Consider the following 14,756-nt stretch of genomic DNA (forward strand, 5'->3'; position numbering starts at 1 on the left):
GTTCTGCGGTTTGTGCAACTGAACAAAAGTATAGCGGATTCTCCCGCCGTTGTCAGCGGGACTTGTCATTCAAGGCCTTCCCTTCGCTCTGCAACCTTATCCAGCTGCGCAGCGTCAGAATTAGAAAGGGGAAGCATGAGGAGGGATGTCATGATTACTGTCAACATATTCGGGCGCTCTGCCCTGGCCGCTGTACTGCTTGTCCTGGCCGCCTGCAATGCAGCGCCTGAAGCAGCTCCGGAGGCTACACTGGCACCGGAGCAGACCCAGGAGCAGACACAAGCGCCGCAATCGCCAAGCCCGTCGCCGGTTCCTTCGGAACCTGCGGAAGCCGAACCGTCCCAGGCTCCGGAAGCACCGGAGGAAGGCATGCCGCCAACAGCTATGGAGGCAGCCGCTACGGTAGTCAGAGCATTGCAGCAGGGGAATATGGAGACGCTTGCGTCGTGGGCGCATAGGGACAAAGGCATCCGTTTTTCACCCTATGCCTATGTTAATACGGAAGCTGACCTTGTATTCGGCAGGGATGAGCTGAAGGGCCTGATGCAGGACTCCGGGGATTATGTATGGGGCGAATTTGCGGGGTCGGGGGAGAGCATCAAGCTGAGCTTTGCGGAATACTTCAAGCGGTTTGTATACGATGCCGACTTTTTGAATGATGCCGAAACGGCCTTGAATAAAGGGCTGGGGCATGGAACAACGCTCAATAATATCAACGAGGTATATCCCAAGGACAGCTACGACTTCGTTGAATATTACATCGACGGCGTAGATCCTGCCTATGAAGGCATGGACTGGCGCAGCCTGCGGCTGGTCTTTGAGAAAATCGGCGATGATCGCGCGCTGGTAGGCATTGTCCATGATGAGTGGACGCCGTAACGGGAGAACGCCGCAGATAACAGAGCTGCAGGTAAACGAGACGCTGCCGGCTCTTTCGGTTGCGTTAAAAGGCAGACGGGCGAAGCCTTACCGGTTGCGTAAAAGGCAGACAAACGAAGCCAGCACCTGCGGTTGCGTATAAGTCAGACAAGCGAAGCCGCTCCTGCGGTTGCGTAGCTCTTCCAACATTTTCATCGGAATTTGTGACCCAGCGGGTCATGAATATTTCAAATTAAATCGTTTTATTAATCTCATTGGATAGTGTAAACTTCTAAGGCAGTAATTTCCGCTTCCCCAAAAATATCCTTGCCAAGCCCTGGGGAGGTAAGTGGAAAAAGTAACACTAATTCAGCCGCTTTCGCCATTTCCAAAGAATGAAGTGGAAAAAGTAGCACTAAAAATTTTGCAGCACACGGATTAGGGCTTATTTTGATGAATTCCGATAAATTAAGCGTATTCATTCCACTTGGATCTTTAGACTGAATGATAACTGCAAAATTAGATGTAGAAAATAGAAAATCAACTTAGCATCCTCCACCGGCATCAAATGTTACTCCAGCCTGAATGAGATTAGCCCGCAGGGGCTGCCGAAATAACAACGCATTCTAAAAGCTTCCTTTTGCCGTTATTTTATTCATAAATACAGCAGCCGGTGCCGCTCCATCAAGCGCAAAGGGGCTGTGCTCCTATAGCGGAAGCACAACCCCTTGCGTTCAGGCCGGTTGAATTTCATTCCCGATTCTTCCGAATCAAGGCTTACATGGCGCTGGAGCCGGAAGATGAAGGATTGGCGGTCAGGGACTGGGCGGTAGCGGTGTAGCCTTCCGGCAGATACGTAACTGCAGTGCCTTTGGAAATGACCATCGGGTACATTTTGCCGGGGGCGGGCTGGGTCACGCTGAAATAGATTACCGCTGTTTTGTCCGGGCCGAATTCAATGCGGTCAATCTTCAGTCCGTAGCCCGGATTCGGCAGATCGTTGACGGTCAGTGTGGCTTTGTTTACGCCATCGCCGGCTTTTTCCAGAGTTACGGAGCCTGCGTACAGATTGGAAGGGGCCGTGTTGCTGTCATCCGGAGTAATTACCGTTCTGGCAAACTCGGCCGCATCATAGATTAAGGCAGCCGCTTCCGAGCGGGTAACCGCCTCATTGGGACGGAAGGTATTGTTCTTCTCCAGCGTCACCAGACGGGTGTTCACCAGAATCTGCAGGCTGTTCATCTCTGCATTAGACAGCTTGGCGCCATCCGTGATGTCGGCGTACATCAGCGTCACCGGGAAATTCCCCTTGCTCTGCAAAGCCTGGGTCAGCAAATGCGCGAATTGGATGCGGCTCATCGGAGCATTCGGATCAGCCGACTTGTCCAGGGACAGACCATTTTGCTGTGCAATCAGGAAAGAGGATGCATACCAGGCCTTATCGTTTACTTTGTCAAAATAACTGCTGGCCGCAGGTGAACTGCTCCCGCTGGACGGCTTCGGGGACAGCTGCAGGCCGCTGACGATAAATTGAATGCCTTGGGCAAAGGTAACCTTCGACTTTGGCGCAAATCTGTCCGCACTCACTCCGTTAACGACTCCTTCTTTATGCAATGCATTGATTTTGGACTCGGCAGGGTCTCCCTTTAAATCGGAGAAAGCAAAAGCCGATGCTCCAAAAGACACGCTTGCCGCCAGAATGCCGCACGCAATAGTCATTTTTTTCGCGCGCATCCGGAAAGATTGTTTGTTCATTGTACCTCACCTCTTATCCTCTTAGATGGCCAAATGCACCGAAAGGTTGCAGCCGCGCGCAAAATAAATGGTGGGTGTAGAATTTATCCGCGCAGCAGCGACTCCGCACCGTCCACAATAACCTCGGTACCGGTAACATGGAACGATTCATCTGAAGCCAGGAACAGCACCAGATTAGCGACCTGCTCCGGCTTGCCGGGCGCATTCTCCAGCGGGTGCTTGCCGTCCGGGAATTCCACGGGGATTTTCACTTCCTCCAGGTCGTCGCTTTTATAGGTATTATCGCCAAGGTTGGTGTCAATTGAACCGGGACAGACGGCATTTACGCGAATGGCATATTGCGCCAGCTCCAAGGCGGCCATTTTCATAAAAGCGGTCTGTCCTGCCTCGAGGTCGAATAAGCCGACGCCCCGAAGTTGGAGAATACCCGGTTATCTGTCATATTCCATTCCTCCCGGAGTTTTGTAAGCATAGTCTTCCTTGAACAGCTTCGTGCAAAAACACGCTTCGGAAGCATATGCTAAAGCTTCAGTAACTTAATACCCTGTCCCCCCGGGATGAACCAGCCTGCTGCTTCCTGCGGAGGCAGTTCATGCCGGGTAAGGATTGAAGAGAAGCGCCAGTTCGCTGTACACTTAGGGATGACAGCGCTACGATCTTAAATTCAATTCATGACAGGAGAACATAGATGATTCAGCAGCAGGGGAAGGAACGGATCAATGTGGGAATTTTTGCCCATGTCGATGCGGGGAAGACCACAACAACCGAGCATATTCTGTATGAGAGCGGCCGCATCAAGGCGGTGGGCAGCGTGGACAGCGGGACAGCGTTGACCGATTCCCTGGAAGTGGAGCGGCAGCGGGGAATTTCCGTGCGTGCCGCCCTGGCATCATTCGGATGGCGGGGCGTGCAGGTGAACCTTGTCGACACACCGGGGCATGTCGATTTTCTGTCCGAGGTGGAGCGCAGCCTGCGGGTGATGGACTGTGCGGTGCTCATTCTCTCCGCGGTTGAAGGGGTGCAGGCCCAGAGTGAGATGATCTGGAATGCGCTGCGCAGGCTGGGGATACCCACGATTATTTTTCTGAACAAAATGGACCGGGTCGGCGCGGACCCTGAAGCTGTGCTGGCCCAGGCCCGCACTTACCTGTCCGGCGATATCCTTCCGGTCCAGCAGGCGCTTGGCCAGGGTCAGGAATATGCCGGTGCCGTGGATCTGTGGGCAGAAGACGCAGATACTGCGGCGCGGACGGAGCTGCTGGAAGCACTTGCCGAACGGGACGAGGAATTGCTGGATTTGTACATGTCAGGCGCTCCGATTGACAGGGCAGCCTGGAAGAGACAGCTGGCCGCAAAAGCAGCCGCGGGCAGCCTATATCCGCTCGTCTACGGCGTTGCAGCGAGAGGCATGGGCATTACGCAGCTGCTGGATGCGATGACCGATTACTTTCCCCGTGCCGGAGGGAATCCGGAATTGCCGGTGTCCGGCATCGTGTACAACATTCAGCGGGACAGGAGCATGGGCCGCATGGCCTTCGTCCGCCTGTACCAGGGGACGATCCGCAACCGCGATATCATCCTGAATTATTCGCAGGACGTTCAGGGCAAGGTGACGCAGATCCGCAAGGTCGAGGGCGGACGCACGGAGGATGTCGGAGCGCTGGAGGCCGGAGATATCGCCGTGGTCTATGGGTTGTCCGGTGTAAGAATCGGCGATGTGCTGGGTCTCCCGGAGGCGATCCCCCCGGAAGCGAAGCTGGCTGTGCCGCTGCTCACCGTGCGTGTGCATTGGGCTGCGGGGGTGGACGAGCATCAGGTTATCGGAGCCTTCCAGGAGCTGGCCGACGAAGACCCGCTGCTCGATACCCAGTGGCTGCAGGATGAGCGGGAGCTGCACATCAGGGTCATGGGTCCGATTCAGCTGGAGATTCTGGACAGTGTGCTGGAGAGCCGTTACGGCCTGAAGGTCACCTTCGGCCGGCCGTCGGTCGTTTACAAGGAAACGCCAAGCCGCGCAGGCGAAGGCTATGTCGCCTACCTGATGCCCAAGCCGTGCTGGGCGATCCTGCGGTTCAAGATTGAGCCGGGTCTGCCGGGCAGCGGCCTCTGTTATGAATCGCTGGTCCGCAGCTCCGACCTGCTGCCGCAGTATCAGAATGAAACCGCCCGCCGGGTGCCGGAGGCGCTGATGCAGGGTCTGTACGGCTGGGAGGTGACGGACCTGAAGGTGACGCTGACCGAGGGGCAGCATCATGTGTGGCATACGCATCCGCTGGATTTTGCGGTGGCTGCGCCGATGGCCATCATGGACGGCCTGAACCGGACCGGCACCACGCTGCTGGAGCCGATTCTCCAGGTCCGCATCGTCGTTCCCGAAGAGAACGGCGGCCGCGTCATGAACGACCTCGTGCAGATGCGCGGTACCTTCGAGCCGCCTGTCCTGCAGGGCGGGCGGATGATTATCGAAGGACGGCTGCCGCTGGCAACGTCGCTGGATTATCCCGTGAGCTTAAGCTCCTACACGAAGGGGCGCAGCACATTCACTTCCTTTTTTGCCGGCTACGAGGAATGCCCGCCGGATGTCAGAGCGGAGCGCACCCGCCGGGGCGTCAATCCGCTCGACCAGGCCAGATATATCCTCAGCGTGCGCAAGGCGCTGCAGGGGTAAGGGACTGGAGCTTGTTTGCATGTAAGAAAAGCCGCCGGGAGGCTTGGCTCCGCCGGACGGCTTTTTTAAAAGATAAGAATTTATATGTTTTGGGGTCCCCGCAAAGTACCTGAGTCATCATCGAAGCCAAGGCCCCGCTTTGCGGGGTTATTTTGAAAAGATAAGATTTTATCCTGAATTTCGAAAATAAGTATCCACAAACCCTCTAAAAAGCTCTATGCGAAGGGATTTCTTGCTACAAACAGCTTGCACCCAATGGGTGAAGGAAAAAGAGGGGCTATCCCTTGTCCGATCTGGATGGGTTCCATTCACTTTCGGAATTCAGGATGAATTGAACCGGAGAGCCTGAACAAGCTGATGAAAGGCAAGGAGATTCATAAGGAACGAAAGCGAAGTGGAAAAAGTAACACTAATGGGCTGGAATCCTGGCTTGAACGGGCTTTAGTGGGATTTTGTACACCTAATGGAGGCCCGCTCCCCCCATATGCCTGATTTCAGCCGGATTAGGTGTACTTTTTCCCACTAGGGATGATCCAGGATCCGAATGCGGTGGATTAGTTATCCTTTTTACCACTAAAATGGCTGCTCTTTGGATGAATGGTTCAAGTTCCATCTTAATGCAGGCGAATTCCTCTGCAAGGGAGAGAACCGGATCGATTAGGGTTCCTTTTTCCCGCTAACGCAAGCGAAAAAGCAGCTGGGGGAATATGAAGTGACCTTTTCCACCTGGCTTCCCGCCTGGCTTTAGCAGGAAGCCTTACACCTGAAATGCAAACAGCTGCGCAGCCCGGTCAGGGACGGCGCAGCCGTTTTCACTTGTCCGTTGATGTTAACAGGGAGCGGTATTTCTGCGGGTGCATCCCGGCATATTTCTTGAACACCGTGCTGAAATACGTGGCATTTTCGTATCCGACCATTTCGGCGACCTCCAAAATTTTCAGGTCCAAATCCTTCAACAGCTCTTTTGCGGCGTCCATTCGAACCTTCGTGATATATTCGGTAATATTCTCGCCTGTTTCCTGCTTGAAGATGAGGCTGATGTAGTTCGGAGACAGGTAGACTTCTTCGGACAGCCGCGCGACAGTAAGATTTTCCATGTATCCTTTTGCGATGATATCTTTGATTTTGTTAATCATGTGGCTGTTCTTCTGATTGTGCTTCAGTGCAAAGAAGCCGGTCAATTTGCTGAAGAATTCATGCATGGTTTCCCGGAGACCGGAAACGTCGCGTTTGCTGTACACTTCACTGAACATGGAGGGGAAATCGTCGATGATCAGATCCAGGTTTTGACCCAGCTCAAATACCGTTTTGGATGCCAGGTTGATGAGCTCGATACAGATGCTCTGCACATATCCTACCGGCGTGCTGCGGTTGGAGCAGACAAGCTCGAAAATGCCGTTAAGCTTACCGGCCACCTCCTCCTGCTGCCCCATCTTCATGTAATTGAACAGCTTGGCCTGTTCTTCGTAAACCAGGGGGAATTCCCATCCGGCCCGCTCCGTTTTGAAATCACTGATCTGCAGCACGGAGTTTTTGCCGGTGAAAAATTTATATTCGATGGCCGAGCAGGCCTCGTAATAAGTATGATAGAGCTCAAGAATGTCCGTAACCGGATTGCCGATGCCAACGGAAATGTCGATTTTCAGGAAGCGGTTGATGCAGTCAATGATAGTCTGGCAGAGGTCCAGAAGCTGGTGACTGTCCATAGCCGCCTGGCTGGAAATCACGACAAACTCATTTTCGTTCATCACGAAAGTTACGCTGTTCCCGCTCCGGCCCGCAATTTCTTCCATAATATTGAAAATGGAGAAGCTGAGCAGCTGCTTGTATTCTTCGTTATAGCGCTCAATGGCTTTGTCGTAATGATCGATCTGAAATACGGCCACCCGCCATGAGCCGGTCATTTCCAGGGGCAATTCAAAAAAGGCCAGCTTGTCCCTCACTTCCTGCTCGCTTTTGTACATCCCCTGCAGCAGATTGGCCAGGAATTTCTCGCGCAGCGTAGGGAGGTTCTCCTGCAGCTGCTGCTTTAGCCTTTGCTCATGCTCATCACGGTTCCGTTCCATAGTGATGGAAGCGACTACTTTATTTACGGTATCCTGCAGCTCAGGAATCTTGATCGGCTTCAAAATATAACCGTCGGCATGCAGATGCAAGGCGGTTTTCACATAGTTGAAATCCTGCACGCCACTGATAATGATGATCCGGACCTGCTCATGGAGCTCCTTCAGCTTCATGGCGGTCTCCAGACCATCCATCATCGGCATCCGTATATCTGTCAGCAGAATATCCGGCTTCAGCTTCCGGCACAGCTCAAGCGCCTCCTGGCCGTCTGCGGCTACCGCCGCGATCTCGACATTCAGCTCTTCCCAAGGAACGATATCTCTCAATCCTTCCCTCACATTGTCTTCGTCATCGGCTATGATCATCTTGAGTGTCATATTCCAGTCCCTCCAAGGTTGTTATGCAAGGAAATTTTACGGTCGCCGTCACGCCCGGGCCTTCATGAAGGCTGTATTGCAAGCCGGACACCGGACCGAACACTTGCTTAATCCGCTGGTTTACATTTTTCAGGCCAAATGAGTTGCTGCTGCTGTCGCTCAGCAGCATTTCGTTCAGCTCATCGATATTCGCTCCGATGCCGTTGTCGCTGATATCAATGACGATCCAGTCCTCCTCTTTACGGGCGCGGATGGCGATGCTTCCGTTTCCGCGCCGTTTCTCGATCCCGTGGACCAGCGAATTTTCCACGAGCGGCTGCAGGATGAGCTTGACGGAGTAATGCCCGTACACTTCGGGCTCAACCTCAATGGCATATTCCAGCCGTTCCTTAAAGCGGATTTTCTGGATCGTAAGGTAGCTTTCAACCTGCTTAATTTCATCTTCAATCGGAATGATGGTACGGCCTTTGCTTAGGCTGTAGCGGAAAAAGTCGGACAATGAGGTTACCATCTGACTGATTTCGGGAACCCGGTGGCGCAGGGCGATCCAGTTGATGGAATCGAGTGTATTGTACAGGAAATGCGGGTTGATCTGCGCTTGAAGCGCTTTCAAATCTGCCTCCTTTTTCTTGACTTCGCTGATGTATAACTTATTGATCAGCTCCTTGATTTGCTTTATCATTTTATTGTATTGGCTGAACAAGTACGTGAACTCGTCTTTGCGCTTGTAATGGATCACCAGGTCGAAGTTGCCTTCCTGCGCGAAAGACATGGATTTGATGAATTTGCGGATTGGACTGGTTATATTGTTGGACAGGACCAGTGCGATCAAGAAAGCGAGCACCATGCACAAGGCCATCACCAGGTACATGACTCTGCGGATGGCGACAAGCTTCCCGTTGAGGTCGCTGATTGGCGAGACGGAGATGACCGTCCAGTTGAAAGCGTCGATCTTTTGATACGATACCAGCATGGCTTTTTTCTCGATGCTTTCCTCGAAAGAGCCGCTGCGGCTTTGCTGGCTGTCCAGTTTTTGAAAATAGGGTTCGGAAGACAAATTGCTGCGCAGGAGCGAGGCATCCGGACTAATAATTATATTATCCTTGTTGTCGACAATAAGAATCCGGCTGTTGGCCGACGGCTTCAACTGATTCAGGATGGCCGTGAAATTGCTGATGTCCGTCTCCACCGTAAGCAGGCCCACATATGGAATGGTGACATTGTTTAAGCCGAATAATCTTTTGGCAAGCATGATCGTGCCTGTGAAATCTTCTGCAGAGTCCTGTATGGCGTGCGGCCCGACGATGGTATAGCGGGATTTCTGGGGAAGTCCGGTATACCACTCCTCTCTTTCAATCTGGCTGAGGGCAGATACATTACGGGAAAAATTATAAAGCTGGTATTCGGGTCTGTCCAGCATATACAGCTTCGGCACATACCGCATGTCGCGGTCGCCGGACAAATCGTAGCTGCTGATGATTTTCTCCAGGCTCATCAATTCATTTACAACGGCCACCTGGTCGTTCGGACGGTCTGCAGACAGAATGTCGACCATTTCGGAATTCAGATAGATGGAGTCCGCCAGCCCGTCCATTTCTTCGAATTTATTGAGGAGCATGATTTCTACCATATTCAGGTTTTTTTGCACGGCGGTATTGATGTTCTCCGTGATCGTCCGGTAGGATTCGTTATAAATGGTAACAGAGATAATGGAGGTAGGCAGGATGACCAGAAATAAAAAATATAGCATCAGCCTGTATTTGAGACTAACATTGTTGAATGGAAGGCGGCTGGCGGCAAGTTTTCGAAGCATGAGCAAGTCTCCCTTAGGACAGGTTACGAACTGCTAGACATCATTATAAAGGAAGGAACCCCAAAAATGAATAAAAGGTTTCATTACAAGACACAAAAGCTGCTTCTGGCCGGCCTGCTGGCTATTTCCTTGCCGGGCTGCAGGGGAGGCAGCGGCAGCGGCGGCCTGCCGGAAACGGATCAGCAGGCGGCTGCCGATCCGGCCGTCCATTTAACGCTGGCCGTCCGGACATATTCGGATGACAAGACTCTGGAAAACCTGATCAGCCGGTTCAACGGCAGCCATCCCGGTTACGAGGTGGAAGTGTTGAATCTGCCCAAAGACCAATACGATAATTTTCTCAACATGCGCATGACCTCCGGTGAAGGACCGGATTTGTTTCAAATCGGAACAGGCTGGCTGACCACCTATATCTATAAGAACTGGCTGCTGGATTTATCGGAGGCCGTGGATGAAACGTTTACGAAGGATTTTCCCGAATGGGCCGCCGGTTACACAAGGAACAACAATCACTTTTATGCCATTCCTTCCAGCACGATGACCTTACGGCTGATTTATAACAAGGATTTGCTGAAATATGCGGGCTTGGACCCGGATGCGCCTCCAACAACCTGGCAGGAATTAAGGCAGGCCGCCAATCAAATTACGATTGCCGGAACGGGATACCGGAAATACGGGTTTGCCCTTCCGGCCGGGGAGGATGAAACCTTCCAGAAGGCCCTGGAAATAAGCAGCACTTACAGCGGGCTTTACTACTATAATTTTGCTGCCGGCAAATATGATTTTAATGTCTACCTGCCCTGGTTCAATACCATGCTGGCCATGAAGAAAGAGGGGGGGCTGTTTCCGGGGGAAACTTCACTGCAAAGCGATACCGCTTTGACGCAATTCGCCGAAGGGAATATCGGAATGATGCTGGTGTCCAATCATGATTATGCCCTGCTCAGCCGGATGAAGCCGTTGACGTTTGACTGGGGAATTGCCATGCCGCCGCTGCGGGAGACATTGGACCACGGGAAAGGCAAGCTGATGGAATTTCCGGAGCCGCCCTTTGCCATTAATGCGTATACCCCGCACAAGCAGGAAGCGGTCGAGCTATGGAAGTTTCTCCTGTCCTCCGAATTCCTCGGGGAGCTGTACAGGCAGGGCGGCGCCATACCGACGCTAGCGGGGGTTACCGACGACCCGCAGTACCAGGCCGGGCTGCCCAAGTTCAGCGCTTTTCTTCCGAATGCGGAGGAATCCCCTTATCCAAGGGAGCCCAAGTTTATTTTGCAGAATACTCCAAGCCCCTTCGCTGCAAAAAATGTGGGGGATACCGCCCGCATGAAGGCCTACAGAGAAATTCTGCAGGGCATCCATTCGCCGGCTGAAGTGCTCCATAACCTGACAGTTCAATACAATAATTCGTTAAATGATGCAGTGGTTAAGCAGCTGATCAGCCTGCAGGATTTTGTGAACCCGGCCTTTGACCCGCGGAAGCCCCTAAAAGAAACGCAATAGAAAATTAAAGGCTGTCGTAGATTATTTTATTCAGTTTCAATTTGTAAGCGCCTACAATAAAACCTGTAAAGCCAAGTCTGGCATCAACAATTAGAGGGGGCATCCAAATGAAACACAGGAAGAAGAGTACGCGGGTGCTGTCCGCAGCCCTGTTAGTGACTTTTACGGCACTTGCGGGCTGCGGCGGCAACAGCAATAATGCGAATGTTGAGCCGTCTTCCGCCGCCACAAGCAGTGCGGCTGAAACGGCACCGGTGACTGAGGCGCTTCCGCCGGCTGAATTGTCTATCTATTATCCGGGTACGGAGCAGAAAGACAAGGCATTGGTGGAAGAGGAGCTGAACAAACTGCTCAAGGACAAAATCAATGCGACCGTCAAGATCAATGCGGTCGATTGGGGGAACTGGTCCCAGAAGATCAATTTGATGTCGGCTTCCGGTGAACCGTTTGATCTTGCTTTTACAGCCGGTTGGGATAACTTCAACGGCAACGTGGCCAAAGGCGCGTTTCTCGACATGACGCCGCTGATCGACCAGTATGCCAAAGAAACAAAGGCGCAAATAGATCCGCTGCTTCTGTCAGGTACGGCCGTAAACGGAAAAACGTATGCGATTCCGACAGAGAAGGAAATGGCCAGCGAGTTTGGGATCGTGCTCAACAAGGAGCTGGTCGACAAATACAAGCTTGATATCAGCACCATCAAGTCGCTTAAGGATTTAGGGCCCATGCTGCAAACGATCAAGGAAAATGAGCCCGATATGATCCCGATGTGGGGCGGCAAAAATAACGTCACCCTGATTCCTTACGAAATGATTGGCAACTCGGCTGTTCCCGGCGCAATCCGCATGGACGGTTCGACAACGGTTGTGAACCAATGGGAAGCGCCGGAAATGCTGGAGATGTTAAAGCTGATGAAGGAGTGGAACGGAAAAGGTTATTTCCAGAATGATCCGGCTACGCAAAAAGACAATGCTCCGCCCAACAAAGCCGGGACTATCTTTGCCCAGTGGCAGCAGCTTACTCCGGGTAAAGACGCTCAGCTTAGCCAGCAATACGGGCATCAGCTGGTACAGGTCGTGCTGACGGAGCCTTATACGGCAAGCGGTGATCTGAGCGGCGCCATGACCGCCATTTCCAGAACCTCCAATAATCCTGAGCGCGCCATGATGCTGATCAATCTGCTGCATACCGATGCCGAGATTCTCAACACGCTGGTTATGGGTGTGGAAGGCAAGCATTACACGAAGGTCAACGATACGACCATTAAGGTTCCGGACGGAATGACGGCCGGACAGACCGGATATTCGCCGGGCAACAATTACATGTTCGGCAACCAGTTCCTCAACTACCTGTGGGATAATGAAGACCCGCAAAAATGGGAGAAGTACCAGGAATTCAACGCATCTGCCACGCCTTCCGCAATCGTTGGCTTTATGTATGATTCCGAGCCTGTAAAAAATGAAGAAGCGGCGATTGTAAACATTTATAACTCTTATATCGACGGTCTGAGCACAGGTGTGCTGGATTACGAGAAAATATTGCCGGAATTCATCGACAAGATGAAAAAAGCCGGACTCGATAAAGTCATTGCCGAGAAGCAGAAGCAGATTGATGCGTTTCTGGGCAGCAAGCAGTAATTTTATACCCATGGAAGGCTGGTAGCACCTATGGCATATGAATTGCAGGAATTTGCGCTGGACTTGCGGAAAAGCACGGCGCCGCCCAATTATATCGCGGTAAACAGCGGTTATGCGACAGTTGCGCCCCGGGCGGACACCGTTATGGGCGTGCAGGGCTGCTGGTCGCCGCCTTTTGCGGCAGGGGATGCCGCCTTGCAGGTGCAAATTGTGGCGGAGGGGCATTTGATCGAGGACACGGGCAATATGGGAAAAGGCGATTGCGGCCTGCTGCTTGCCGGCTCCGAATGGCGTCCCGACCGGCTTGCGCGAACCGGAACCTATCATTATTTTGTTCACGGACAGCTGCTCTCCCTTGCGGTGCAAAGCGAGCTGTCTCCATTCGCCGACCGCCCGGGGTTCATGCTTGGCGTGAGCGTGAGGAACAGGACGAACCGCAAGCTGGAGGTTGCGCTTAACCCGGTTCTTGCGCCGGGTTGTCCCGGCTTTGTTCCGCTGGACCAATGGGATTTCGGCTTTCCGCCTAAGGGGGAGCCGGCCGGGTATGCGGAGGAAGCGGTGTGGGAGAACGGCAAGGTCAGACTTTCGCTGCTGGCGGATACCGGAGCCGGCTTTGAATTGGAGCCGGATCAGGAGCGGACGGTACATTTCGGCGTCATCCTGTCGCGTCCGGGAGAAGCCGTTCACCGCAGCGGAGCTTCCCCCGCCAAGTGGGGGAAATCCGCCGCGTCGTTCTGGCAAGAGCGCCTGGAGGAGGCCGGCCGGCAGATTCCGACCCTGCGGAGCGATATTCCGGGGCTGGAGAATTACTACCGCCGTGCGCTGCTAAGCGGCCTGGTATGCTTGTGGTATAAGCCGGAATTTGCCATCCGGCCCTTTCCGGCCGTGGCCGGCATGGAAGGAGCGGGGATTTGCGCTTATCCGTGGGATACGGGCGGCTATGCGGCCCAAACGCTTAATTTGCTGTTTGGCAAGGAGAAATCCATCGAGCTCCTGCGCCTGATGGTAGACAGCGGCATCGACCGCCATTCGCGGTTTGCCCCCGACGGTACAGGCTTGGACGGGGCGTACAGCTACAGTCTTTGGTCATTCTACAACCTTGCCTGGTGCGCTATGAAGCAGCATGGAATCATTGCAGAGCTGTTCCCGGTTATGCGGGATCTGCTGCTGAAGGATGAAGAGCGGCTGCCGCATTGGGGCGAATTACTGGATTACGGGGACCAGCGTAACCTGCTGGAAATGCGCAGCGCCGCCCATCAGCATGTAGTGTCCAGCCCGAATGCGGAGCGTGCCTGGTGTTATGACCGCCTGGCCGACTTGGCGGCTGGGCTTGGACTGGAAGGGGCGGCGGAGTGGCGCGGGCAGGCGGAGCGGATTCGGGCGGCCATCCGCGCGCAGCTGTGGGATGCCGGCAAAGGCTGGTTCAAGTGCATTTATCCGAGCGGCCATGTGGAATATGTCTATACTATACAGGCCTACGATTCCCTGCGGATGGGGGTCTGCACGCCGGAAATGGAGGCGGACCTGCTGAGCCATCTGCGGGAAGGCGCTTTCCTCGGAGAATACGGGATCAGCAGCATTTCCGCAGAAGATGAATTGCATTACGAATTAAATGATCCCGATTGGTCGGGCGGGGGCAGCTATACAGGCGAAGGGCCCGTGCTGGCGCAGACGCTGTGGGAGATCGGCCAGCCCGGGCTGGCGTGGGACGTTCTGCAACGCCTGTTCTGGATGGGCGCACTGCTGCCGTATTTCCCGCAGGAGCACTACAGCGACCGCCCGATGGCGCCTTCCCACAAGCGGGCCAATATTATCGCCGGGCTTGCCGGGGTGGAGGCTGTCCTGTTTGGCCTGGCCGGCTTTGAGCCGCAGCTGAACGGGGAGCTGTGGGTGTCTCCGCAGCCGCCTGAACAAGGCAGCATCACGATCACCGGCTATCCGCACCGGAATCTGCGTGTGGATGTGAGGCTTTCTCCGGGAGCGTGCGAAATTGTATGCGATGGTCAAACGGTGTATCGGGGTGAGCCAAAACGGGTGCTGGTGTGCCAGGCAGACCGGATTGAAAGATAATCAACGGATAG

General features: G+C 53.7%; 9 protein-coding genes and 1 pseudogene. 5 read left to right on the top strand and 5 right to left on the bottom strand.

Annotated features, from left to right (window positions below; genetic code table 11):
* The first annotated feature begins 150 nt into the window (after positions 1-150).
* The gene (locus tag HYD27_RS09125; RefSeq protein WP_219213948.1) at positions 151-879 is read left to right on the top strand and encodes a hypothetical protein; all 729 of its coding nucleotides are present in this window, start codon (positions 151-153) and stop codon (positions 877-879) included.
* A gap of 251 nt (positions 880-1,130) precedes the next feature.
* Here the strand turns inward: HYD27_RS09125 and HYD27_RS09130 are convergent, their stop codons facing one another.
* The 3 genes and pseudogenes from HYD27_RS09130 to HYD27_RS09140 form a co-directional block, all read right to left on the bottom strand.
* Positions 1,131-1,340 carry a hypothetical protein gene (locus HYD27_RS09130; protein WP_219213950.1) on the bottom strand — a complete coding sequence of 70 codons (210 nt, stop codon included), beginning with the start codon at positions 1,338-1,340 and terminating at the stop codon, positions 1,131-1,133.
* A gap of 295 nt (positions 1,341-1,635) precedes the next feature.
* Positions 1,636-2,613, bottom strand: coding sequence for an S-layer homology domain-containing protein (locus HYD27_RS09135; protein ID WP_219213951.1), 978 nt, complete (start codon positions 2,611-2,613; stop codon positions 1,636-1,638).
* An 83-nt stretch (positions 2,614-2,696) separates the two neighbouring features.
* Positions 2,697-3,046, bottom strand: a pseudogene (locus HYD27_RS09140) (SDR family oxidoreductase); the annotation flags it as partial.
* A 255-nt stretch (positions 3,047-3,301) separates the two neighbouring features.
* Between HYD27_RS09140 and HYD27_RS09145 the strand changes: the two are divergent.
* Positions 3,302-5,281 carry a GTP-binding protein gene (locus HYD27_RS09145; RefSeq protein ID WP_219213954.1) on the top strand — a complete coding sequence of 660 codons (1,980 nt, stop codon included), beginning with the start codon at positions 3,302-3,304 and terminating at the stop codon, positions 5,279-5,281.
* Positions 5,282-6,093: 812 nt separating this feature from the next.
* Here HYD27_RS09145 and HYD27_RS09150 read toward each other — a convergent pair.
* Both HYD27_RS09150 and HYD27_RS09155 read right to left on the bottom strand, forming a co-directional pair.
* The gene (locus tag HYD27_RS09150; RefSeq protein ID WP_219213955.1) at positions 6,094-7,722 is read right to left on the bottom strand and encodes a response regulator; all 1,629 of its coding nucleotides are present in this window, start codon (positions 7,720-7,722) and stop codon (positions 6,094-6,096) included.
* Positions 7,694-9,535, bottom strand: a complete 1,842-nt coding sequence (locus tag HYD27_RS09155; protein WP_219213959.1) for a cache domain-containing sensor histidine kinase — start codon at positions 9,533-9,535, stop codon at positions 7,694-7,696. Before HYD27_RS09155 ends, HYD27_RS09150 begins: the two co-directional genes overlap by 29 nt.
* Positions 9,536-9,601: 66 nt before the next feature.
* Between HYD27_RS09155 and HYD27_RS09160 the strand changes: the two genes are divergently transcribed.
* The 3 genes from HYD27_RS09160 to HYD27_RS09170 all read left to right on the top strand — a co-directional run bounded on the left by HYD27_RS09160 (position 9,602) and on the right by HYD27_RS09170 (position 14,745).
* Positions 9,602-11,038 carry an ABC transporter substrate-binding protein gene (locus tag HYD27_RS09160; RefSeq protein WP_219213961.1) on the top strand — a complete coding sequence of 479 codons (1,437 nt, stop codon included), beginning with the start codon at positions 9,602-9,604 and terminating at the stop codon, positions 11,036-11,038.
* Positions 11,039-11,145: 107 nt separating this feature from the next.
* Positions 11,146-12,675 (top strand): ABC transporter substrate-binding protein, encoded by a 1,530-nt coding sequence (locus HYD27_RS09165; protein ID WP_219213963.1) that lies wholly within the window; start codon positions 11,146-11,148, stop codon positions 12,673-12,675.
* A 30-nt stretch (positions 12,676-12,705) separates the two neighbouring features.
* Positions 12,706-14,745: an MGH1-like glycoside hydrolase domain-containing protein gene (locus HYD27_RS09170; RefSeq protein ID WP_219213964.1), complete on the top strand. Its 2,040-nt coding sequence runs from the start codon at positions 12,706-12,708 to the stop codon at positions 14,743-14,745.
* Positions 14,746-14,756 lie beyond the last annotated feature (11 nt).

This window comes from Paenibacillus sp. S150, assembly GCF_019352175.1.
Lineage (GTDB): Bacteria > Bacillota > Bacilli > Paenibacillales > Paenibacillaceae > Paenibacillus_AQ.

Bases quoted from the DNA above. Each gene is read 5' to 3' on its own strand.
- HYD27_RS09165 (WP_219213963.1), top strand. From the start codon at position 11,146: ATGAAACACAGGAAGAAGAGTACGCGGGTGCTGTCCGCAGCCCTGTTA.
- HYD27_RS09170 (WP_219213964.1), top strand. From the start codon at position 12,706: ATGGCATATGAATTGCAGGAATTTGCGCTGGACTTGCGGAAAAGCACG.
- HYD27_RS09125 (WP_219213948.1), top strand. From the start codon at position 151: ATGATTACTGTCAACATATTCGGGCGCTCTGCCCTGGCCGCTGTACTG.
- HYD27_RS09160 (WP_219213961.1), top strand. From the start codon at position 9,602: ATGAATAAAAGGTTTCATTACAAGACACAAAAGCTGCTTCTGGCCGGC.
- HYD27_RS09155 (WP_219213959.1), bottom strand. From the start codon at position 9,535: ATGCTTCGAAAACTTGCCGCCAGCCGCCTTCCATTCAACAATGTTAGT.
- HYD27_RS09145 (WP_219213954.1), top strand. From the start codon at position 3,302: ATGATTCAGCAGCAGGGGAAGGAACGGATCAATGTGGGAATTTTTGCC.
- HYD27_RS09150 (WP_219213955.1), bottom strand. From the start codon at position 7,722: ATGACACTCAAGATGATCATAGCCGATGACGAAGACAATGTGAGGGAA.
- HYD27_RS09135 (WP_219213951.1), bottom strand. From the start codon at position 2,613: ATGAACAAACAATCTTTCCGGATGCGCGCGAAAAAAATGACTATTGCG.
- HYD27_RS09130 (WP_219213950.1), bottom strand. From the start codon at position 1,340: ATGAATACGCTTAATTTATCGGAATTCATCAAAATAAGCCCTAATCCG.